General features: G+C 65.2%; 23 protein-coding genes. 15 read left to right on the top strand and 8 right to left on the bottom strand.

What is annotated here, in order from left to right:
* Nucleotides 1–48: 48 nt before the first annotated feature.
* A complete protein-coding gene (gene rph / locus EOA79_RS11435; RefSeq protein WP_067003199.1) occupies nucleotides 49–765 on the bottom strand; it encodes a ribonuclease PH in 717 nt (238 codons plus the stop codon).
* Between the two features lie 180 nt (nucleotides 766–945).
* On the opposite strand from rph, the gene hrcA reads away from it, so the two are divergent.
* The 6 genes from hrcA (at nucleotide 946) to EOA79_RS11405 (ending at nucleotide 6,610) form a co-directional block, all read left to right on the top strand.
* On the top strand, nucleotides 946–2,028 hold the full coding sequence (hrcA, locus tag EOA79_RS11430) for a heat-inducible transcriptional repressor HrcA (RefSeq protein WP_067003197.1): 1,083 nt from the start codon (nucleotides 946–948) through the stop codon (nucleotides 2,026–2,028).
* A gap of 31 nt (nucleotides 2,029–2,059) precedes the next feature.
* Nucleotides 2,060–2,257 (top strand): hypothetical protein, encoded by a 198-nt coding sequence (locus EOA79_RS11425; protein WP_067003314.1) that lies wholly within the window; start codon nucleotides 2,060–2,062, stop codon nucleotides 2,255–2,257.
* A gap of 110 nt (nucleotides 2,258–2,367) precedes the next feature.
* Nucleotides 2,368–3,717 carry a sorbosone dehydrogenase family protein gene (locus EOA79_RS11420; RefSeq protein ID WP_127335342.1) on the top strand — a complete coding sequence of 450 codons (1,350 nt, stop codon included), beginning with the start codon at nucleotides 2,368–2,370 and terminating at the stop codon, nucleotides 3,715–3,717.
* A gap of 112 nt (nucleotides 3,718–3,829) precedes the next feature.
* On the top strand, nucleotides 3,830–4,447 hold the full coding sequence (locus EOA79_RS11415; protein ID WP_095825076.1) for a LysE family translocator: 618 nt from the start codon (nucleotides 3,830–3,832) through the stop codon (nucleotides 4,445–4,447).
* 188 nt (nucleotides 4,448–4,635) lie between these two features.
* Nucleotides 4,636–5,616, top strand: a complete 981-nt coding sequence (gene cysK / locus EOA79_RS11410; RefSeq protein WP_095825075.1) for a cysteine synthase A — start codon at nucleotides 4,636–4,638, stop codon at nucleotides 5,614–5,616.
* A gap of 364 nt (nucleotides 5,617–5,980) precedes the next feature.
* Nucleotides 5,981–6,610 (top strand): glutathione S-transferase family protein, encoded by a 630-nt coding sequence (locus EOA79_RS11405; protein WP_127241324.1) that lies wholly within the window; start codon nucleotides 5,981–5,983, stop codon nucleotides 6,608–6,610.
* 22 nt (nucleotides 6,611–6,632) lie between these two features.
* Here EOA79_RS11405 and EOA79_RS11400 read toward each other — a convergent pair whose 3' ends face one another.
* Together EOA79_RS11400 and EOA79_RS11395 are read right to left on the bottom strand one after the other, a co-directional pair.
* Nucleotides 6,633–7,880, bottom strand: coding sequence for a DUF6596 domain-containing protein (locus tag EOA79_RS11400; protein ID WP_095825073.1), 1,248 nt, complete (start codon nucleotides 7,878–7,880; stop codon nucleotides 6,633–6,635).
* Nucleotides 7,881–7,884: 4 nt separating this feature from the next.
* Nucleotides 7,885–8,247, bottom strand: coding sequence for a YciI family protein (locus EOA79_RS11395; RefSeq protein WP_095825200.1), 363 nt, complete (start codon nucleotides 8,245–8,247; stop codon nucleotides 7,885–7,887).
* Nucleotides 8,248–8,499: 252 nt separating this feature from the next.
* Between EOA79_RS11395 and EOA79_RS11390 the strand changes: the two genes are divergently transcribed.
* From EOA79_RS11390 to EOA79_RS11380, 3 genes are read left to right on the top strand one after another with little or no spacing between them, the layout of a single operon-like run.
* Nucleotides 8,500–9,459, top strand: a complete 960-nt coding sequence (locus EOA79_RS11390) for a TAXI family TRAP transporter solute-binding subunit (protein ID WP_127335343.1) — start codon at nucleotides 8,500–8,502, stop codon at nucleotides 9,457–9,459.
* A gap of 38 nt (nucleotides 9,460–9,497) precedes the next feature.
* Entirely contained in the window at nucleotides 9,498–11,624 is a 2,127-nt protein-coding gene (locus EOA79_RS11385) for a TRAP transporter permease (protein ID WP_095825072.1), read from the top strand.
* Nucleotides 11,621–11,998, top strand: coding sequence for a DUF1850 domain-containing protein (locus EOA79_RS11380; RefSeq protein WP_095825071.1), 378 nt, complete (start codon nucleotides 11,621–11,623; stop codon nucleotides 11,996–11,998). Before EOA79_RS11385 ends, EOA79_RS11380 begins: the two co-directional genes overlap by 4 nt.
* A 191-nt stretch (nucleotides 11,999–12,189) precedes the next feature.
* On the opposite strand, the gene EOA79_RS11375 is transcribed toward EOA79_RS11380, so the two are convergent.
* A complete protein-coding gene (locus EOA79_RS11375) occupies nucleotides 12,190–12,642 on the bottom strand; it encodes a DCC1-like thiol-disulfide oxidoreductase family protein (RefSeq protein ID WP_095825070.1) in 453 nt (150 codons plus the stop codon).
* A 195-nt stretch (nucleotides 12,643–12,837) separates the two neighbouring features.
* Nucleotides 12,838–12,984 (bottom strand): hypothetical protein, encoded by a 147-nt coding sequence (locus EOA79_RS11370; RefSeq protein WP_082980733.1) that lies wholly within the window; start codon nucleotides 12,982–12,984, stop codon nucleotides 12,838–12,840.
* 397 nt (nucleotides 12,985–13,381) lie between these two features.
* Between EOA79_RS11370 and EOA79_RS11365 the strand changes: the two genes are divergently transcribed.
* Together EOA79_RS11365 and ligD are read left to right on the top strand one after the other, a co-directional pair.
* Entirely contained in the window at nucleotides 13,382–13,888 is a 507-nt protein-coding gene (locus EOA79_RS11365; RefSeq protein WP_067003177.1) for a ferritin-like domain-containing protein, read from the top strand.
* Between the two features lie 154 nt (nucleotides 13,889–14,042).
* A complete protein-coding gene (gene ligD / locus EOA79_RS11360; protein ID WP_128293019.1) occupies nucleotides 14,043–16,556 on the top strand; it encodes a DNA ligase D in 2,514 nt (837 codons plus the stop codon).
* 24 nt (nucleotides 16,557–16,580) lie between these two features.
* Here ligD and EOA79_RS11355 read toward each other — a convergent pair whose 3' ends face one another.
* The gene (locus tag EOA79_RS11355) at nucleotides 16,581–17,255 is read right to left on the bottom strand and encodes a winged helix-turn-helix domain-containing protein (RefSeq protein ID WP_067323441.1); all 675 of its coding nucleotides are present in this window, start codon (nucleotides 17,253–17,255) and stop codon (nucleotides 16,581–16,583) included.
* A gap of 186 nt (nucleotides 17,256–17,441) precedes the next feature.
* On the opposite strand from EOA79_RS11355, the gene EOA79_RS11350 reads away from it, so the two are divergent.
* Entirely contained in the window at nucleotides 17,442–17,810 is a 369-nt protein-coding gene (locus EOA79_RS11350; protein ID WP_067003171.1) for an NIPSNAP family protein, read from the top strand.
* On the top strand, nucleotides 17,807–18,151 hold the full coding sequence (locus EOA79_RS11345; protein ID WP_067003170.1) for an antibiotic biosynthesis monooxygenase: 345 nt from the start codon (nucleotides 17,807–17,809) through the stop codon (nucleotides 18,149–18,151). Before EOA79_RS11350 ends, EOA79_RS11345 begins: the two co-directional genes overlap by 4 nt.
* Before the next feature lie 167 nt (nucleotides 18,152–18,318).
* On the opposite strand, the gene mbfA is transcribed toward EOA79_RS11345, so the two are convergent.
* Entirely contained in the window at nucleotides 18,319–19,302 is a 984-nt protein-coding gene (mbfA, locus tag EOA79_RS11335; protein WP_067003167.1) for an iron exporter MbfA, read from the bottom strand.
* A 176-nt stretch (nucleotides 19,303–19,478) separates the two neighbouring features.
* On the opposite strand from mbfA, the gene EOA79_RS11330 reads away from it, so the two are divergent.
* Together EOA79_RS11330 and EOA79_RS11325 are read left to right on the top strand one after the other, a co-directional pair.
* Entirely contained in the window at nucleotides 19,479–19,802 is a 324-nt protein-coding gene (locus EOA79_RS11330) for a hypothetical protein (RefSeq protein WP_067003166.1), read from the top strand.
* Between the two features lie 313 nt (nucleotides 19,803–20,115).
* Complete coding sequence (locus EOA79_RS11325) at nucleotides 20,116–21,096, top strand: threonine/serine dehydratase (protein ID WP_095825199.1); 981 nt, start codon at nucleotides 20,116–20,118, stop codon at nucleotides 21,094–21,096.
* 15 nt (nucleotides 21,097–21,111) lie between these two features.
* Here EOA79_RS11325 and EOA79_RS11320 read toward each other — a convergent pair.
* Nucleotides 21,112–21,525, bottom strand: a 414-nt coding sequence (locus EOA79_RS11320) for an ABC transporter permease (protein ID WP_164893846.1), incomplete at its 5' end; no start/stop codon positions are given.

Genomic DNA, 21,525 nt, shown 5'->3' with positions numbered 1-21,525 from the left:
GATGGCCGGCAGGCCAGAGGGGGGTGCCTAGGCTCGGCATTCGAAAACCTACGCCACCGCCATCTGCTGCAGGCTCACCAGCCGCGAAATACCCTTCTTGGCCAGTCCCATCAGTGCCGAAAACTGCTCTTCGGAGAAGGGCTCGCCTTCCGCCGTGCCCTGGATCTCGACGATGCCGCCCTTGCCGGTCATGACGAAATTGGCGTCGGTGCCAGCCGAGGAATCCTCGAGATAATCGAGATCGATGACCGGCTGTCCGTCATGGATGCCGCAGGAGATCGCCGCGACATGGTCCTTGAGCACCTTGGAAACGCTGGCCATCTGGCGCGCTTCCATCCAGCGCAGGCAGTCATAGAGCGCCACCCAGCCGCCGGTGATCGAGGCGGTGCGGGTGCCGCCGTCGGCCTGGATAACGTCGCAGTCGACGGTGATCTGCTGTTCGCCTAGCGCCTGCAGGTCGACAACGGCGCGCAACGAACGACCGATCAGCCGCTGGATCTCCAGCGTGCGGCCGCCCTGCTTGCCGGCGGAAGCCTCGCGGCGCATCCGCTCGCCCGTCGAGCGCGGCAGCATGCCGTATTCGGCCGTAACCCAGCCCTTGCCGGAATTGCGCATCCAGGCCGGCACCTTTTCCTCCAGGCTCGCCGTGCACAGCACATGCGTGTCTCCGAACTTCACCAGGCACGAGCCTTCGGCGTGCTTGGAGACGCCGCGCTCGAAGGAGATGGCGCGCATTTCGTCGGGCTGGCGTTTGGAGGGGCGCATTCGGCCTTCTTTCCTATGGTTTTGGATTCGTCGGCGGCTTGTAGACGCATGCGACGGATGGCGCAAAGGAAAAGGGCGCCAAGGAAACGGGGCGCCAACGAAACGGCGCTAGCGAAAATGGCCCGGGTTGCACCACGGAGGCTTAAGTCTATATCTTTCGATAGGAGGTTTTTCGCTGGAATGAACAAGGCAGTCGATCCCGCATCGCAGCCGCCCGTGCTTCAGTCGCTCGACATGCGCTCGCGCGACATCTTCCGGCGGATCGTCGATTCCTATCTGCGCGACGGCGAGCCGGTCGGCTCGCGCAGCCTGTCGCGCATCCTGCCGTCGTCGCTGTCACCGGCCACCATCCGCAACGTGATGAGCGACCTCGAGCATCTGGGGCTGATCTACGCGCCGCACATCTCGGCCGGCCGCCTGCCGACCCAGACCGGCCTGCGCTTCTTCGTCGATGCCTTCATGGAGCTCGGCGATCTGTCGGACGACGAGCGTCGCGTCATCGAGGCGCAGGTGCGTGCCTCGGGCTCGGGCGCCACGCTGGAGCATATGCTGACCGAGGCCAGCCAGATGCTCTCCGGCATGTCGCGCGGCGCCGGCCTGGTGCTCGCCGCCAAGAACGAGGTGGCTCTGAAGCACATCGAGTTCATCCAGTTGGAACCCACCAAGGCGCTCGCCGTCCTGGTGTCGCAGAGCGGCGATGTCGAGAACCGCGTTGTCGACCTGCCGGCCGGCATCACCGTCTCGCAGCTGCACGAGGCCTCGAACTTCCTCAACGCCCATATCCGCGGCCGCACGCTGGCCGAGGCCCGGGTCGAGATCGCGCGCATCAAGGACGAGACCAGGGCGGCTCTCGACACGCTGTCGCAGGAGCTGGTCGAGAAGGGCCTCGCGGTCTGGGCCGGCGCCGAAAGCGGCCTGCCGGCGCGCCTCATCGTGCGCGGCCGCGCCAATCTTCTGGAAAACGTCACCGCCCAGGCCGATCTCGAATTGCTGCGCCATCTGTTCGAGGATCTGGAAACGCAGGACGGACTGCTGCAGCTCCTCGACCTCGCCGAGGAAGGTCCGGGCGTGCGCATCTTCATCGGCTCGGAGAACAAGTTGTTTTCGTTGTCCGGTTCGTCGCTCGTGGTCGCGCCCTATCGCGACAAGGATGCCCGCGTCGTCGGCGCGCTCGGCGTCATCGGCCCGACGCGATTGAACTATGCCCGCATCGTCCCGATGGTCGACTATACGGCCCAGTTGATTTCGCGCATGCTGAGATAGGCGAGCGGGAAACGTCGCAAGGAGGGTGGAAATGGCGCTGGAATCGTTCAAGGCCCAGATCAGCCTGCTGCTCGAGGAGATGGTGAACCAACCGGAAGACGATCACGAGATCCAGGAGCTACTGCGCGAGAAGCTCAGGGAAATGCGCGCCATGGGCCTGCCGCTGCCGGCCGATCTGGTCGCGCTGGAAAAGCAGCTCGACGACGATCTGGATATCGAAGAGAGCTGAACTGCCGGCGCTTTCCGTCAAAATCCGCATGCCCGGCTTCTCTTTTGGAAAGCCTGCCCGATATTCGCTGTCTGGTTGCTGATGCACGTTGGCGAATAACGGAGAACAGCATGATACGGATTGCCGGCCTTGCCGCCCTCGCCTTGCTCCTGGCCTCCGGCGCCGTCGCGCAACAGGCCGATCAGCCCTTGCTCACCGGCAAGAAGGCCTTCGGTGACTGGAAGGCCGACCGGCCCGGCGTGCGGCGCCTCATCAGGCCCGACGATCTCCCGAAGCCGAATGTCGCCGAATCCGCCTCGAACGGCGGCGGTGTCACCGATCGCCCCGAGGATGCCAAGCCAGCCCTTCCACCCGGCTTTTCGGCCGAGCTGGTGGCTTCGGGCATCAGCAGCCCGCGTGTCGTGCGCACGGCGCCGAACGGCGATCTCTTCGTCGCCGACAGCAGGGCGAGCCAGGTCCGCGTCTATCGACTGGCCGAAGGCAGCGCCAAGGCCGCCGAGAAGTCGGTCTTTGCCAAAGGCCTGACCCGGCCCTACGGCATCGCCTTCTATCCGCCGGGCGACAAGCCGCAATGGGTCTATGTCGCCAACAGCAACAGCGTCGTCCGCTTTGCCTATCGCGACGGCGACCTCAAAGCTTCCGGCGAGCCCGAAACGATCGTCTCGGACATCCCGTCGAGCCATCACTGGACGCGCGACATCGCTTTTTCGCCCGACGGCAAAACGCTCTATCTCTCGGTCGGCTCGGGCTCGAATACCGCGGAGGGCATGGGAGCGAGGCCGAAGGGCGGCGTCGAAGAATGGGCGAGATCGGCACCGCTCGGCGCTACCTGGGGCGCGGAGGAAGGCCGAGCGGATGTGCTCGCTTTCGATCCTGACGGCAAGAACCGCAGGATGGTCGCCACCGGCCTGCGCAACTGCTCGGGCATGACGGTGCAGCCGGCCACGGGCGCGCTCTGGTGCGTCGTCAACGAACGCGACGAGCTAGGCGACAACGTGCCTTTCGAATATGCGACCGCCGTCAAGGAGGGAGCCTTCTATGGCTGGCCCTGGTACTATATCGGCGACAACGAGGATCCGCGCCACAAAGGCGCGCGGCCCGATCTCGCCGGCAAGGTCACGGTGCCGGACGTGCTGATCCAGGCACATTCGGCGCCGCTCAACATCGCCTTTTACGAGGGCGGCAACTTCCCGGCCGACTACAAGGGCGACGCCTTCGTCACCCTGCACGGCTCGTGGAACCGCAATGTCCGCACCGGCTACAAGGTGGTGCGGCTGAAGTTCAAGGACGGCAAGCCGACCGGCGAATATGAGGATTTCGCCACCGGCTTCGTCATTGCCGACGATGCGGTCTGGGGCCGGCCGGTCGGTGTCGCGGTGGCGAACGATGGTTCGCTGATCCTGACCGAGGACGGCAACGGCACGATATGGCGCGTCACCTACGGCGACGGCCGGTCCTGAAGCGGCGCTGGTGCAACCGAATCCGGCCGCAAGGCAATTAACGCCGCCCCGGCACCGTGGTAGGAGGCTGCCGCTCTGGATCCCGATCCCGGGATAGCGCTGGGTTCAAACCATGACACTGACAGGATTTCTCGCCTACAGCGCCGCCCTCGGCGTCGCCGCCGCCATTCCGGGTCCCGGCGTGACGGCGCTTGTTGCCCGCGCGCTCGGCTCCGGCTTCCGTCCGTCGCTCGCCATGTCGTTCGGTCTCATGCTCGGCGACATTACCTACCTCACCGCCGTCGTGCTCGGCCTCGCCTTCGTCGCCCAGACCTTCGGCATGGTGTTTCTCGCCATCAAATGGGCGGGCGTCGCTTATCTCGCCTTCCTTGCCTGGCGCTTCTGGACCAGCGGCATCTCGCCCGAGACGGTCGAGGCGCGCAAGGGCAGAAGCGGCCTGGCGTCGAGCTTCATCGCCGGGCTGACGGTGACGCTCGGCAACCCGAAGACGATGATCTTCTATCTCGCCATCACGCCGACCATCGTCGACCTGAAGACGATCACGCCGGCCGACTACGGGATCCTTGTCGCGCTGACCGTTGTCGTCCTGTTCGTGGTGCTGGTCCCCTATCTGGCGCTGGCTGCCAAGGCGCGCTGGTTCCTGAGATCGCCGCGCGCGCTCAAGGTGCTGAACCGCACCGCCGCCAGCTTCATGATGGGAGCGGCAGCCGCCATCGCGGCCCGTCAATAGGCCGCATTCTCAACCGGCCCCCGTTTCCGGGAAAGCATCCCTGAAACGGGCCGATCCGGAAAATGCATTTCCGGCGCGGGGAGGTTTTCAGCAGCCGCCCCACTCGGATATTTTCGGCGGGCAGCCTATCTTGCGCGGCTGAAAGCCTTATTCTGTTTGCCTATGCCTTTGCCTTGGGAGCGAAACCAATGAACAAGCCCGTCACCTCCGCGCGTGTCCCCGGCCGCGGCCGCATCTTCAACTCGATCACCGAGACGATTGGGGACACGCCGCTGGTGCGGCTGGATAAGTTCGCCAAGGAGAAGGGCATCGTCGCCAACGTGCTGGCCAAGCTCGAATTCTTCAACCCGATCGCCTCGGTCAAGGACCGCATCGGTGTCTCGATGATCGAGGCGCTGGAGGAGGCCGGCAAGATCGCGCCGGGCAAGACCACGCTGATCGAGCCGACCTCCGGCAACACCGGCATCGCGCTGGCCTTCGCCGCCGCCGCCAAGGGTTACAAGCTGATCCTCACCATGCCGGAGACAATGTCGGTCGAACGTCGCAAGATGCTGGCGCTGCTCGGTGCCGAATTGGTGCTCACCGAAGGCCCGAAAGGCATGAAGGGCGCCATCGCCAAGGCCGACGAGCTTGCCGCGACGCTGCCCAACGCCATCATCCCGCAGCAGTTCGAGAACCCGGCCAATCCGGAAATCCACCGCCGCACCACGGCGGAGGAGGTCTGGAACGACACCAATGGCGAGGTCGACATCTTCGTGGCCGGCATCGGCACCGGCGGCACCATCACCGGCGTCGGCCAGGTGCTGAAGAAGCGCAAGCCTTCGCTGCATGTGGTGGCAGTCGAGCCGGAAGCCTCGCCGGTGCTCTCCGGCGGCCAGCCCGGCCCGCACAAGATTCAAGGCATCGGCGCCGGCTTCGCGCCCAAGATCCTCGACACGACGATCTATGATGAGATCGTCAGGGTCTCGAACGAGGATTCGGTCGCCAATGCGCGCCTCGTCGCCCGCCTCGAAGGCGTGCCGGTCGGCATCTCGTCGGGTGCCGCGCTGCAGGCGGCGATCGTCGTCGGCTCGCGGCCGGAAAACAAGGACAAGAACCTCGTCGTCGTCATTCCGTCCTTCGCCGAGCGCTATCTCTCGACAATCCTGTTCGACGGGCTGGGGGCGTAGGCGCTCATACCTCGAAGAATGGCCGGGAAATGCCACGGTCCAGAATGGATACCACCTGTCTTATCCGATATTAACGGAGCCGCTGTTCCTCCTCGGCAGAAAGATCCGCAACGCTTGTGACGTGGAGACGTCACGGGATTGATCCTCGGGTCTGCGCGCGTCGCTTCGCTCCTTGCTCCGCCCGCGGATGACGAAGTCGGGAACGCCACAGCCAATCGCAGGAGCTTGCGGACAGCGGCGCTCCCGGCAAGATGCAAGCTGGATCGCTCAAAAAGCGTCTGTGGCAAGCGGAGCCCGGCTTGAGGAAGGCGCCGCTTCCGGTTCAAATCGCCGCCGGCCTCGAATCGGCCGGCGGGAGGATTTTATGTACAAGCTTTACACGCGTCCCGGCAGCGGCGGCTTCGTCGTCGAGGCGGCCTTGGCTATGGCCGGCGCGCCTTTCCGGCAGATCGACGTGCCGAAGAAGGATCCGCCCGATCCGGCTTTCCTCGCCATCAGCCCGCTGAACCAGGTGCCGGCGCTGACACTGCCGGACGGCCGGTCGATGACCGAATCGGCGGCGATCTGCATCCTGCTCGCCGAGCGTCATCCAGAAGCGCATCTGGCGCCGCAAGCGGGCTCGCCGGCGCGCGCCGATTTCCTGCGCTGGATGGCCTTCATGTCGTCGGCGCTCTATCCCGCGATCCTGAGGCTCTATTACCCCCACCGCTACACGGCCGACGCCGATAGCGTGCAGGTGGTCAAGGAGGCGGCTATCGCGGAAATGGATCGCGGCTTTGCCATTCTCGATAGCGCGCTCGCCGGCCGTGAGTGGCTGGCCGGTGAGGAACTTTCGCTGGTCGACATCTATCTCGTGATGCTGGTGGCCTGGCATCCCGACACCAAGAGCGCTCGCGTGGCCTGGCCGAACATCGAACGGCTGTGGGGCAAGTTGCGCCAGCATGCGATCATGCGGAAACTGAACCTTTCTCATGAGATGTGGCCGCAGGACTAGTTGCTGGAACCGCCGTCTCGCCTCAGTTGCGGACCAGCTTCCCCCGCTCGGCCTGCAGGAAATGGCGCAAGGCCGGATCGCGCTCGAGGCCGATCGCCCGGCCATAAGCCTCGGCGGCCTCGGCCGTCCTGCCGAGCCTGGCTAAGAGCTCGGCCCGCGCCGCCCAATAAGGCTGGTACTCGCCAACCCGCTTGTCGCCGCCGATCTCGTCGAGCGCGGCAAGACCCTCGGCTGCGCCCTCGGCTTCGGCGATCGCGACAGCGCGGTTGATCGCCACCACCGGCGAGCCGGCAATCGCCATCAGCGCGTCGTAAAGCTGGCGGATCGCGGTCCAGTCGGTGCGGCCGCTCCGCCGCCTTGCCGTGTGCGCCGACTGGACCGCAGCCTCCAATTGGTAGCGGCCGATGGTTCGCCTGATCGCGGCGCGCCTGAGCAGCGCTTCCGCCTCGTCGATCAGCTTGTCGTCCCAAAGCGCCACGTCCTGCTCAGCCAGCGGCACGAAGTCGCCGTCGGGACTGCGCCGCGCCGTGCGCCGCGCGTCGGCGAAAAGCATCAGCGCCAGGAGCCCGAGCGTTTCCGGCTCATCCGGGATCAGCGACGCGACCAGCCGGCCGAGCCAGATGCCTTCCGTAGCCAGGTTGCGTCGGCGCGTCTCGGTGCCGGCCGGATCCGACCAGCCCTCGGCGAATGTGGCGTAAATCGCTTCCAGCACCGCATCGAGCCGCTCGCCGAGCTCGGCCCGCTCCGGTACCCGGAAGGGGATGGCGGCCTCGCGGATGCGGCTCTTGGCGCGCACCAGGCGCTGGCCCATCGTCGTCGGCGAGACCAGAAAGGCCGAGGCGATGGTTGCGGCGTCGAAGCCAAGCACGGTCTGCAGGATCAGCGGCGCGCGTACGCTGGCCTCGATCGCCGGATGTGCGCAGGCAAACATCAGCCTCAGCCGCTCGTCGGGCAAATCCTCGTGCGTCATGCGCGCCTCCGCCTCTTCGGCAATCAGCTGCAGGTGGCCGCGGGCCGCCTCGCCGGTCAGCCGCCGCCGCACGGCGTCGACGTCGCGGCGGCGCGCCACAGCCAGCAGCCAGGCCTCCGGCTTTTCGGGCACGCCGCTCTTCGGCCAGCGCTCCAGTGCGGCGGCGAACGCGTCGGCCAACGCGTCCTCGGCGCCGGCAACGTCGCGCATGCGAGCAGCGAGATAGGCAACCAGCTTGCCGTAGCTCTGCCGGGCGGCCGCCTCGGCCGCCGCCCGCGCCGTCTCCGGGCGCTTGTCCATATTGCTAGGACCGGTAGTCGGTCATTTCCCAGATCGGCCGCACCTCGACCGTGCCGGTGCTGGCTGCCGGGCAGCGCGCGCCCCATTCCATAGCGGTGTCGATGTCGGTCGCTTCGATCATGTAGAAGCCGGCAAGCTGTTCCTTTGTGTCGGCATAGGGACCGTCGAGCACATTGGTCTTGCCGTCGGCGAGCCGTATCGAAGTGGCCGCCTGGGTCGGACGCAGCCTTTCGCCGGCGAGGTACGCGCCGGACTTCTTCAAGGCTTCGGTATAGGCACTGTAGGCGGCAAGCGTCTGTTCGGTCTTGTCGCGCGGCGCATTCGCCATTGCCGCTTCGTCATTGTAGATCAAAAGCATGTATCGCATGGTCTTCTCCGTTTTCTCGAAGGCCGCGTCGTCGCGGGCCGACCTATGTCGTGCGGCCACGGCCGATTTCGACAGGCGCCGCGAAAATCTTTCGCCTCCAAAGCAATCGAGCGCAAGCCGACGCTTTCGCCACCCCTCGATCGTTCGTCTAATGGCTGCAATTGCGGGTTGGCATTTGGCGTCTCCTGTCTAAACTCCCAGGTTCGCGCCGGCAGAGGCGGCGCGGCGCGACCATCAGGAGGAGGAAACAAAATGCTCGATTTCAGGACGAAATTTGTTGCCGCCGGCGCTTTGGCATTGTCGCTCGGCCTCGGCGCCATGTCGGCCGGGGCACAGGAATTCATCACCGTGCTGACCGGCGGCACGTCGGGCGTCTACTATCCCCTCGGCGTCGCGCTGTCGGAAATCTACGGCAAGGGCATCGAAGGCGCCCGCACCCAGGTGCAGGCAACCAAGGCATCGGTCGAGAACCTCAACCTGCTGCAGCAGGGCAAGGGCGAGATCGCCTTCGCGCTCGGCGATTCCGTCAAGCTCGCCGCCGAAGGCAACACCGAAGCCGGCTTCCCCGGCAAGCTCGACAAGCTGCGCGGCATAGCCGCCATCTATCCGAACTATATTCAGATCGTCGCCAGCAAGGAGTCCGGCATCAAGACCCTCGCCGACCTCAAGGGCAAGAGCCTGTCGGTCGGCGCGCCCGCCTCCGGCACCGAGCTCAACGCCCGCGCCATCTTCGCTGCCGCCGGGCTGAAATATGAGGATCTTGGACGGGTCGAGTACCTGCCATTCGCAGAGTCGGTCGAGTTGATCAAGAACCGGCAGCTCGACGCCACGCTGCAATCGGCGGGCCTGGGCGTCGCCTCGATCCGCGATCTCGCAACTTCGGTGCCGATCAACGTCGTCGCCGTGCCGGCCGAGGACGTCGCCAAGATCGGCTCGCCCTATCTTTCGGTGATCATTCCCAACGGCACCTATGAGGGCCAGACCGAGGATGTCGCCACCGCCGCGGTCGGCAATTTCCTTGTCACCCGGGCCGATGTTTCCGACGAGACCGCCTATCAGATGACCAAGCTGATGTTCGAGCATCTCGACCAGCTCGCCGCCGCCCATGCCGCCGCCAAGGCGATCGATCCGGCCAAGGCGCTGGACGGCATGCCGGTGCCGCTGCATCCCGGCGCGGAGAAATACTACAAGGAAAAAGGGCTGATCAAGTAAGCGAGGATGGCGCGGCAGTCTGCTATGGAGCGCGTCGGATGAGCAAAGCAACGTCTGGAACAACGACCGACGGCAATTCGACCACTTTTCATCTCCCTGTCGCCGAAGAACAGGTCGAAGGCCTGCCGCCGGGCTTCGGCGGCGGCATCGCTGGCGAGGCGGCCTTCCTGATTGCCGTCGCCTTCTCCGTTTTCCAGATCTACATCGCCGCCTATGGCAGCCTGCCCAGCCAGGTGGTACGCGCCATGCATGTCGGCTTCCTGCTGCTGCTCGGCTTCGGCCTGATCGCCAACCTGCGCGCCACCGGCGTAGCGGCGAAGACCGCGTTCTGGGCGCTCGGCGCGCTCGGCTTCGCCACCGGCCTCTACAACTGGGTCTTCTACGCCGACCTCATCCGCCGCTCCGGCTTCCTCACCACGCCGGACCTGATCGTCGGCACGCTGCTGGTGGTGCTCGTCTTCGAAGCGGCAAGGCGGCTGATGGGGCTGCCGCTGGCGGTGATCGCCTTCATCTTCCTCGCCTATTGCTTCGTCGGCAATCACCTGCCGCCGCCCTTCATCCATCGCGGCTACGATTTCGCCCAGCTCGTCGACACCTTCGCCTTCGGCACCGAAGGCATATACGGCACGCCGGTCTATGTCTCGGCGGCTTACATCTTCATCTTCGTCGTCTTCGCCGCCTTCCTCGAACGCGCCGGCATGATCGCGCTGTTCAACGATTTCGCGCTTGGCCTGGTCGGCTCCTGGCGCGGCGGTCCGGCCCAGGTCTGCGTGCTCTCCTCGGCGCTGATGGGCACCATCTCCGGTTCGGGCGTCGCCAATGTCGTGGCGAGCGGCCAGTTCACCATTCCGCTGATGAAGCGCTTCGGCTTCCGCTCGGCCTTCGCCGGCGCCGTCGAGGCAACGTCCTCGATGGGCGGCCAGATCATGCCGCCGGTGATGGGCGCGGTCGCCTTCATCATGGCCGAGACGCTGAACGTCCCCTACGCCGAGGTGGTGAAGGCGGCGATCATTCCGGCGCTGCTCTATTTCGGCGCCTGTTTCTGGCAGGTGCATCTGGAGGCGGGCAAGGCCGGCCTGCACGGCATGGCCAAGGCTGAGCTGCCCAATCCCTGGGATGCGGTGCGGCAGCACTGGCCGCTGGTGCTGCCGCTTGCCGTGCTGGTTTACCTGCTCTTCGCCGGCTATACGCCGATCTTCGCCGGCACCATGGGCCTGGCGCTGACCATCGTGCTGATCCTCGGCACGCCGCTGGCGGCGCTGATCGGACCGTTCGCCTTCCGCGTCGTCTTCTGGCTGGCGCTCGGCCTTGCCGCCGCCTCCTTCATGCGCTTCGGCGTCAACATCCTCGGCCTCGTCATCGCGGCGCTCATTGTCGCCTGCGTCACTTTCAAGGGCGGTCGCGAGACGCTGCGCATCTGCGTCGAATCGCTTGCCGAAGGGGCGAAGAACGCGCTGCCGGTCGGCATCGCCTGCGCCATCGTCGGCATCGTCATCGGCACGCTGACGCTGACCGGCATCGCTTCGACCTTCATCGGCTGGATCATCTCCATCGGCGAGAACAATCTGTTCCTGTCGCTGCTGCTCACCATGCTCACCTGCCTGGTGCTCGGCATGGGCATCCCCACCATCCCCAACTACATCATCACCTCCTCGCTCGCCGGCCCGGCGCTGCTGTCGCTCGGCGTGCCGCTCATCGTCAGCCACATGTTCGTCTTCTATTTCGGCATCATGGCTGATCTCACCCCACCGGTGGCGCTCGCCGCTTTCGCCGCGGCGCCCATGGCCAGGGAAAGCGGGCTGAAGATCGGCATTCAGGCGACCAAGCTCGCCATCGCCGGCTTCGTCGTGCCGTTCATGGCCGTCTACACGCCGGCGCTGATGCTGCAGGATGCAGGCCCGATCGCGGCTTCGTTCGGCTATCCGGTCGAGGTCGCCTACGTCGTCGCCAAAGCCTGCATGGGCATCGTGCTCTGGGGCGCCGCCGCCGTCGGCTTCCTCGCTCGCTGCATGGCCTGGTGGGAGCGCTTGGTCGCCTTCGCCGCCGGCGTGCTGCTGGTGGCGGCGCTGCCGCTCACCGACGAAACCGGCTGGGCGCTGGCGCTGCTCTGGATCGGCTGGCACTGCTGGCGCGCGCGCCAGGCATCCGCGGCCGGCCCTGCATGAGCCTGTGCATCCTCGCAGCCGGCAAGACGGTGACGCTTGCCGTTGCCGCCTTTACCTTGTCCTGGACGCATTCGGTGGAACGGACGCGCTGGCAAGAGGACTGGAAGGTGACGCCGGCAGGTCTGCGCGTCGTCGAAGCGCGCGTCAAGGGCTCCGGCGCCGGCATGGAGCCGCCGGAAGGTTCGGTGCTGCGGGACGGATGGTGGGTCTATGCTCCCAGGGTCCGATCACAGCCGCGTCTGGTGCTCGCCGCATCCGGCGCAACCGGGGAAGGCTGGACCTTGTGCACGGTCACGAGTTGCCTGGAACTTGGCGGGACGGCCGGGGATTCGGTCGTGCTCGAAGCCTGCGCGGGTTCGAGCCAGCCGCGATGAAATCCGCGTCGCGATCGGCACGAGCCTGGACTTGGTGCCGCCTCGTCCTTTGCAATAGGCCTCGGCCTTGGCGAGCGAGCGGCCGGCGACGAGCAAGGTCAGACGCGGCTCGCTCTCCAGCAACTGCACGATGCGTCCGCCGAAGGTGCCGTAACCGCGGACAATCAGAAGCTTCATCCGACCCTCCGATCTCAACTGATCAGCCGCTGTCGCAGCTCGGCGGAGGGGATCTCGCAGCTGTGTTTGCGGCCGAACAGCGCACAGCGGTTCTTGGCGATGCGGTCGTACAGCCAGTCGCGCAGCGGCCGCGGCAGGACGAGCAGCAATCTCGCGGCGCGCCACGGCCAGCCGAGCGCCGCCATGACGGCGACGAAACTGTCGAGCTTCGTGAAGGCGGCGCCGTCGATGATGGCGAGGTTGCTGTCGTAATCCTCGGTCGGCAGGCCGTGCTCACGAAACAGCGCCTCGCCGAGCGGCGATTGCGCGGTGGCCAAGCGGAAGCGTTTCTTGCGGTCGATCTTGAGGACGATCTGGACGAAGCCCGAGCAGAACACACAGACGCCGTCGAACACGAGCAGCGGCTGGCGGGCATCGTAAGCTTGGCCTGGGAGAAGGGGACGTTTCTGTTCGGACAGGTCGGTCATGTCGGCCCCGGCTGCTTGTGCCCCTAGGCACTAAGCTAGGGGGACACTAAGCCAGCCGGCGGCGGCGTCAAAGTCGCGGCGTTGTCGCACGCCTGCCGTCGATGACGGCGGGGCGCTCGTCACGATAGGTCGTGGCGCGGGTGTCGGCGACCGGCTTGCAGATCCGGCTGTTGTGGCGGCTGTCGAGCATCGTGGTCAGTGCGTGCCGATGCCGAGCGAGTTGCCGCGGCGTGCGCAGGCCGGGCCCGGGCCGCGCATGTAATAGCGCTCGGGCCGATAGGTCGGCGCGACGAATTCGCGGATGGCGGCGGCATAGCCGGCGATGTGGTTCCAGAAGTTCATTTTCCCTGTCCCTGTCCCGTTTTCGGATGTCCCTTCCGAATTGCGGGGATCATAGCCTCGAGGCGTGAATAGTCGGTGAACGCCATGTTAATTTCTGGTCCGAAACGCGTTGCATCGTGGCCGGAATGCGGCTGATTCGCGGTGTTTCCACGCCTTTTGTCGCGTTTCCGGCTCGTGTGACTTTTGCATCACATATGTTTCGTCTCTATGTCGCTTGGGCGCGCTTCTGTTTCACGCATCGAAGGTGGCTTGAAATTTCCGTGCGGCGTCGTCCGCCGGCAGGAACCTGCCCTGCGCGGTGACGTTGATCGATCAAGGCCGGGGCCGAACCCGGCCGCGTTGGCGGCGGACCGGCCGCGCAACTTCCGGACAACACCAGACATGGAAGGCAACCGCCATGGGTTTCTTTTCGAAGGACATCAAGACGCTGGACGACCTCTTCGTCCACACGCTGCGCGACATCTATTATGCCGAAAAACAGATCGAGAAATCGCTGCCGAAGATGATCGACAAGGCGACGGATTCGCAATTGAAAGCCGGTTTCGAGAAGCATCTCGCGCAGACCAAAGGCCACATCGAACGGGTCGAGCAGGTATTCGAGCTGCATGGCGTCAAGGCCAAGACCGTCAACTGCCCCGCCATCGACGGCATCCTCGAGGAGGCTGACGACGTGAGCGGCGACGTGGAGGACAAGGAGGTCCTCGATGCCGCGCTGATCGCCTCGGCTCAGGCCGTCGAGCATTACGAGATAACGCGCTACGGCACGCTGATCGCCTGGGCCAAGCAGCTCGGCCGCAGCGACTGCGCCAATGTGCTGGCCAAGAACCTCAAGGAAGAAGAGGCGACAGATCGCAAGCTCACCGAGATCGCGGAAAGCAAGGTCAACCTCCAGGCTGCCGAATAGCTAGTTGTGAGCCCGAAAGGCCGGCGGACAGCCGCCGGCCTTTCGCCTGCCCGGAACCGAAGCGGAGCCTTGGCCGTTGCGATGGCACCCGCCTGCCAGGGAGGTCGCCGTGGCGTCTACGTCCAGGCGCAGATCCGCATAGGAGCACGATGTCATGGCCGGCCTCGAGCAATACCACGCCAAGCGCGATTTCCGGAAAACCTCGGAGCCGGCCGGCCAGCTCGCGCCCAGCAAGAAGACCGACGCCGGCGGCATCTTCGTTGTCCAGAAGCATGCCGCGACGCGGCTCCACTATGACTTTCGGCTCGAGCATGATGGCGTGTTGTGGAGCTGGGCGGTCACGCGCGGACCGAGTCTCGACCCGCACGAGAGGCGGCTGGCGGTGCATGTCGAGGACCACCCGATCGACTATGCGTCTTTCGAGGGCACCATTCCGAAGGGCGAATATGGCGGCGGTTCCGTCCTCGTCTGGGACGAAGGCCGGTGGATCCCCGACGGCGACCCGGCCAAGGGCATGAAGAAGGGCCATATCGACTTCGAGCTCGAAGGCCAGAAGCTCAACGGTCGCTGGCATCTGGTCAGGCTGAAGCCGCGCCCGCGCGAAAAGCGCGACAACTGGCTGCTGATCAAATCCAATGACGCCGCCGCCCGCCCTGGTGAAGACATACTTGTAGAGGCGCCGCAATCGGTAAAGTCGGGCTTGACCATCGAGGAGATCGGCGAAGGCAAGACGGCCAAGGGCGCCAAACCAAGGGTCTGGCATTCCAACAAGCCGGCTGCAGGCAAGGCAAAATCCCCACGCCTCGAATTCGTCGAGCCGCAGCTGGCGACGCTCGAAAAGAATGCGCCTTCCGGCGAGGAATGGGTGCATGAGGTGAAGTTCGACGGCTACCGCATGCAGGCGCAGATCGCCGGCAGCGATGTCCGGCTGCTGACCCGCACCGGCCTTGACTGGACGAAGAAGTTCGAAGGTCCGGTCGTGGCCGAGCTTGCCGGACTGAAATGCCGCGACGCCATCATCGACGGCGAGATCGTCGTGTTGGCCGACAGCGGCGTGTCCTCCTTCGCCATGCTGCAGGCGGATCTCTCGGCCGGCCGCACCGACCGCTTCATCTACTACGTCTTCGACCTGATGCGGCTCAATGGCGAGGACCTTCGCCGCGAGCCGCTGGTCGAGCGCAAGCAGGCGCTGGCCGAACTGCTCGGCGAGCGGTCGGAGCAATCCGCCGTCCGCTTCAGCGATCATTTTGCGGAACCAGGCAGCGTCATGCTGCAGCATGTCTGCCGCATGGGTCTCGAAGGCGTGGTGTCGAAACGTGCCGACGCGCCCTATCGCAGCGGCCGCGGCCTCACCTGGATCAAGTCGAAGTGCACGCTGCGCCAGGAATTCGTCATCGGCGGCTACTTGCCCTCGGACAAGACCGGGCGCGGCCTGCGCTCGCTGCTGGTCGGCTATCATGAAGGCGGCAAGCTCAACTATGCCGGCCGCGTCGGCACAGGCTTTTCCGGCAAGGTGGCTGCGGACCTTAAGAAAAAACTCGACAGCCTCAAGACGACGAAGTCGCCTTTTTCTGCCGCCGTGCCGAAGGGCAAGGGCCTCGTCTGGGTCAAACCCGAGCTTGTCGGCGAAGTGGAGTTCCGCAGCTGGACATCCGACCATATAATCCGCCACGCCTCGTTCCAGGGGCTGCGCGAGGACAAGCCGGCGGAGGACGTGGTGCAGGAAAAGCCGAAGCAAGCCGACGGCAAGACAAAAAGCGGAGCAAAGGCGAGCAGCGGCAGGACCGAGACAAAAACCTCGGCCGGAACGGCGAAGACCTCGGTGAAGCTGTCGCATCCCGACAAGCTGCTGTGGCCCGACGAAAAGGTCTCCAAGCAGGATCTCCTCGATCACTACGCCCTGGTCTGGCCGCGAATTGAGTCATTCGTCGTCAACCGGCCGCTCAGCCTTGTGCGGGCGCCCGACGGCATCCATGGCCAGCGCTTCTTCCAAAAACATGCCTCACCGGGCATGAGCGACAAGATCGCCAGGATGAACAATCCGACCGACGGCGAGGAGATCTTGTTCATCAGGGATTTCGACGGGCTTGCAGCCCTTGTCCAATACGGCGTCGTCGAGGTTCATATCTGGGGCTCGACCGTCGACGAACTGGAAAAGCCGGACCAGATCATCTTCGACCTCGATCCGGACGAGGGCATCGGGGTCGAGGCGGTGCGTGCCGCCGCCCTCGATATCCGAGCCAAGCTGAACGACCTGTCGCTGCCGACGCTGGTCAAGACGTCTGGCGGCAAGGGCTATCACGTGCTGGTGCCGCTCAAGCCCTCCGCCGAATGGGACGAGGTGAAGGACTTCGCCCATGATTTCGCCCGCGCCCTGGAGCAGGCCGCGCCCGACCGCTACACGGCGACGCTGTCGAAGAAGGCGCGCACCGGCAAGATCTTCGTCGACTATCTGCGCAACGGCCGCGGCGCGACCACGGTCGCGCCCTATTCCTCGCGCGCCAAGAAGGGCGCGACGGTGTCGATGCCGGTGACCTGGCCGGAGATCGAGAAGGGCCTGCCGCCCAATGCGTTTCCGCTCGGCGACGCCACGACGCTAAAGCAGCTGAAGAAGGCCGATCCGTGGGCGGATTTCTTCAAGCTGGGCAAACCGCTCAAGCGGGCTTAGCCAACAGCCGAGCCGGCCAGTCCGTCACGCCAGAAATACCCTCTCGAACTCCTGCTTGCCCTTCGGCGAGAACACCACGGCGCGGCTGTCCTTGTCGCGCCGCGCCCATTTTTCGACGATGACCTTGTCGAGGATGGCGGCGCCCAGCGCGCCGGCCAGATGCGAGCGCCGCACGCTCCAGTCGAGGCAGGCGCGGCAGATCGGCCGCTTCGCTTTGCTGTCGATCTCGATGCCGAGCGCGGCGAAATGCGAAATGGCTGACGGCGACAGCCTGATCTCGTTCTCCTGGCGCAGCAGCAGCTTCCGGTCGACCAGACGGTCGAGCATCGCCACCGCCTGCTCGCCGGCAAGATGGTCGTAGCACACCCGCGCCACGCGCATGGCCGCGTCGCGCGGGCCGGGCCGCACCCGCTTCGGGCCGACCGCCTCGGCGACGCCGATGATCGCCTCGAGCATGCCCGCCACCTGCGGGCCGGCAAGGCCGTAGTAGCGATGCCGGCCCTGGCTCGCCAGCGTCAGCAACCCGCCGTCCATCAGCTTGGACAGATGCGAGGACGCGGTGGGCAGCGACACGCCGGCTTCAAGCGCCAGCTCCGACGCGGTCAGCGCCGTGCCGCCCATCAGCGCGTTGAGCATGTTGGCGCGGGCCGGGTCGCCGACCAGGCTGGCGATGCGGGCGATATCGGGTCCTTCACGCATAGTTCGATCCTCATCGAAGCATTCCCGTGAGGGAAGCACTATTCTCAGGCGAGCTCAAGGAGCTCGGCAAACGCTGCTGACACCAGAACGTCTAGCACAGCCGGTGAAGCGATGTTTCGACCGTGGTCGAACCGTCGCCGCCAGCAAGCCCACCGACCCAGTAAGCCAATCGACGAGGAGACCGAAATGACCGTCACCTGCTTCATCCGCTACGAGATCGACCCTTTCGGCAAGGCCGCGTTCGAGCAATATGCGCGCGCCTGGGGTCAGGCCATTCCGCGTTGCGGCGCCGAGCTGATCGGCTATTTCGCGCCGCATGAGGGTTCGGCCACCACGGCTTACGCGGCCTACAACATCGAGAACCTCGCGGCCTACGAAGCCTATCGCGCGCGGCTTGCCGCCGACCCGGCCGGCAAGGCAAACTATGAGTTCGCGCGGCGCGAGAAATTCATTCTCAAGGAAGACCGGATCTTCCTGAAACTGGTCTCGGCACCGCATGGCCCGAGGCAGGTCTTTCGCACCGACGTAACGGTCAAAGAAGGGATAGAGGCATGATCGCCGTCATCTTCGAAGTCGAGCCGGCGGAGGGAAAACGTGACGCCTATCTTGGCATCGCCGCCGAGCTCAAGCCCCTGCTCGACGGCATCGATGGCTTCATCTCGGTCGAGCGCTTCCAGAGCCTGACCGATCCGAGGCGCGTGCTCTCGCTGTCCTTCTGGCGCGACGAGGAAGCCGTCAAGGCCTGGCGCAACACCGAGGAGCACCGGCAGGCGCAGAAGGCCGGCCGTGGCGGCATCTTTGCCGGCTATCGTCTGCGCATCGCCCATGTGGTGCGCGATTACGGGCTAAATGAAAGGGCTGAAGCGCCCGAAGACAGCCGCATAGTGAATGGGTGAAACGCGGCTCTCCCTTCTCCCCTTGTGGGAGAAGGTGGATCGGCGCGCAGCGCCGAGACGGTTGAGGGGTGTTCCAGCGGAGTGAGACGTCGGCGTTCCCTGGAACACCCCTCATCCGTCGCCTTCGGCGACACCTTCTCCCGCAAGGGGAGAAGGTGGGTCGGCCCTCACGCATTGCCGATCAGCACACCCGCTCCGAACACCAGCGCGCCGCCCAGCACCACCTGGAAGGCGGCGCGCCAGAACGGCGTCTGCATGTAGCGGTTCTGGATGAAGGCGATCGCCCACAGTTCGAAGAACACGACAATCGCGGCAACGATCGTTGCCGTCCAGAAATAGGGAATGAGATAGGGCAGCGCGTGGCCGAGTCCCCCCAGCGTCGTCATGATGCCGACGGTGAGCCCCCGCTTCACCGGCGAGCCGCGCCCCGAAAGTTTGCCGTCGTCGGAAGCCACCTCGGTGAAGCCCATCGAGATGCCGGCGCCGATCGAGGCGGCGAGGCCGACGAGGAAGGTCTGGAAGGTTGCATGGGTGGCGAAGGCGGCGGCGAAGATCGGCGCCAGGGTCGACACCGACCCGTCCATCAGCCCGGCCAGCCCCGGCTGCACATAGGTGAGGATGAACTGGCGCTGCTCGGTTGTCGCTTCCTCCTCCTTTACCTCGCCCGGGACGTGCTCCTGTTCGAGTTCATGCGCGGAGTTCTCGTGGCCGAGTTCCGCCGCCGCCAATTCGTCGAGCAGCTTCCGGGTCGACGCATCGGTGGTGCGCTTGGCCGCCTCGACATAGAAGCGATAAGCCTGCCGCTCCATGTCCTCGGCCTGACGGCGCACATGCTCGATGCCGAGCGGCCGCACCAGCCAGTCGGGCTTGCGTTCGTAGTAGCCTCGCACATGCTCGCGCCGGATCAGCGGGATGCGCTCGCCGAAGCGCTTGCGGTGAAGCTCGATGAGGGAATCGCGGTGGCCGTCTTCCTCCTCCGCCATGGCCTCGAACACCTTGGCCGATTGTGGAAACTCTTGTGCCAGCCCGTCGGCATAGGCCCGGTAGATGCGTCCGTCGTCCTCCTCCGACGAAATCGCCAGCGCCAGGATTTCCTGCTCCGACAGCGAATCGAAGGAGCGGCGGCCAAAGCCGAAAACACGGGAAAGCATGAGAAAATCACCCTAGTTTAGAACGATTCTAAACTAGGGAATCGTTTGCCGAGGGTCAATCGCGAACGCCGCGGGACAGGCAGAATTCGTCGATCCAGCTTTCCGCTCGCACCCTTCATTATTGCCGAATGTTCACCTATATGGAACGCATTAGCCAAAAACGAAGGAAACACGGGATGACGGACAAGAAGCCCCCGCACGCATTCGATCCAAAGCCGGTTCTCGATCTCATCGCCAGCATCGAGGCCGACCTGCAGCGGCTCAAAGGCCTGGTCGAGCAGCAGGCCGAAAAATTCGACCCCGCCAATCCGCACAACAAGACGCTGGACGGCAAGCTGACCGAGGAAGGCGTCGAATGCTGCTACCGCATGTTCGACGACGGCAAGTCGCGCTACACGGTCGCCCAGCAGATGAAGATCTCTTTTGCTGCCGCCACGCATCGTTTCAACAGCTGGCGCAAGCTCGGCGGCAAGAAGCGGACGCGCGCGCTGCTGGGGTGAGCAGCGGCCGCCCTTCGCTTCGTCATCCTCGGGCTTGACCCGAGGATCATGTCGCGAGCGCTATCACGGAATGCAGAAGCGAGAGCGCGCTCTGGAGGACCCTGCGAAGAGTGTCCGTTCTGCTTCGGCTGCCCGCATCGCGAAGGTGCCGACATGGATTCCCGCGTCGCCTCGCTCCTTGCTCCGCCTGAGACTGACGAAGGTGACGGCCGTCGACGCTATCATCGCCAATATTGTCTCCATCACATTTTTTCGTTGGCGCGCCGCGGCATTTTCCGTGCAGCATATGTGCATCATTCTCACGAGGCCCACCATGACCGCCCTCCCCGGCATCTCCGACATCCACGTCGCTGCCGCCAGGCTTTCCGGGCTGATCGTCGAAACGCCGCTGATCGAATCGCCGGAGCTCAACAAGCGCTATGGCGGCCGCATCCTGTTCAAGCCGGAGACGCTGCAGCGCACCGGTTCCTTCAAGATCCGCGGCGCCTACAACAAATTGTCGTGCTTAAGCGAAGAAGAGCGCAGCCGCGGCGTCGTCGCCTTTTCGTCCGGCAATCACGCGCAGGGTGTCGCCGCTTCGGCCGCCATGTTCGGCGTCAGGGCGGTCATTGCCATGCCCGCGGACGCGCCGGCGCTCAAGGTCGGCAATGTGCGCAAGATGGGCGCCGAGGTGGTGCCTTTCGACCGCTTCAAGGACGACCGCATGACCATCGTTCGCCCCTATATCGAGAAGGGCATGGCGCTGGTGCCGCCCTTCGACGATCCGGCCATCATTGCCGGCCAGGGCACCATCGGGCTGGAGCTGGTGCGCCAAGCGAAGGCGCTGGGCGTCAGCCTGGACGCAATTGTCGTGCCCTGCGGCGGCGGGGGTCTGTCGAGCGGCATTTCCGTCGCGGTGAAGGACGCCTCGGCACAGACGCAAGTCTGGGCGGTCGAGCCGGAGCATTTCGACGACACGCGCCGCTCGCTCGCCAAGGGTGACCGGGTCTCGAATGAGCCCGGCCACACCTCTATTTGCGATGCGATCCTGACCGCCGAGCCCGGTGCCATCACCTTCGAGATCAACCGCAAAAACCTCGCCGGCGCCATCGCCGTCTCGGACAAGGCCACGGCGCAAGCCATGCGCGACGCCATGGCGTACTTGAAGCTGGTGGTCGAGCCCGGCGGCTGCGTTGCGCTCGCGGCGCTCGCGTCCGGCGAGATCGATCTCGCCGGCAAATGCGTGGCGGTGGTGCTTTCCGGCGGCAATGTCGATTTCGGCACCTACGCGGAGATCATGGCGGCGGCGGCCTGATCGGTCAGTCGCCGCTCAATCCAGCGTCCGCCGGAACCGCACCAGCGCAACGCCGGCAAACAACGCCACGAACACCACCAGCCAGCCGATCTCGGTCGCCACAGCCGGCAGTTCCGCGCTCTTCAGCATGACGGCGCGGGTGATGCGCAAGAAATGCGTCAGCGGAAAGATCTCGCCAAGGATCTGCGCCCAGCCCGGCATGCCGCGATAGGGGAACATGAAGCCCGACAGCATGATCGAGGGCAGGAAGAAGAAGAAGGTGAGCTGCAGCGCCTGCATCTGCGTGCGCGCGATCGTCGAAATCGTGTAGCCGAGCAGCACCAGCGCCAGCACGAAAACCAGCACCGCCGAGAGCAGGAGCGACAGCGATCCCATGAAGGGAATGGAAAACAGGAGCTTCGCCGCTGCCAGCACCACCACCACCTGCAC

The sequence above is a fragment of the Mesorhizobium sp. M1A.F.Ca.IN.020.03.2.1 genome, assembly GCF_004023205.1.
GTDB lineage: Bacteria > Pseudomonadota > Alphaproteobacteria > Rhizobiales > Rhizobiaceae > Mesorhizobium.
This window is presented reverse-complemented; position numbering and strand designations above follow the sequence as displayed.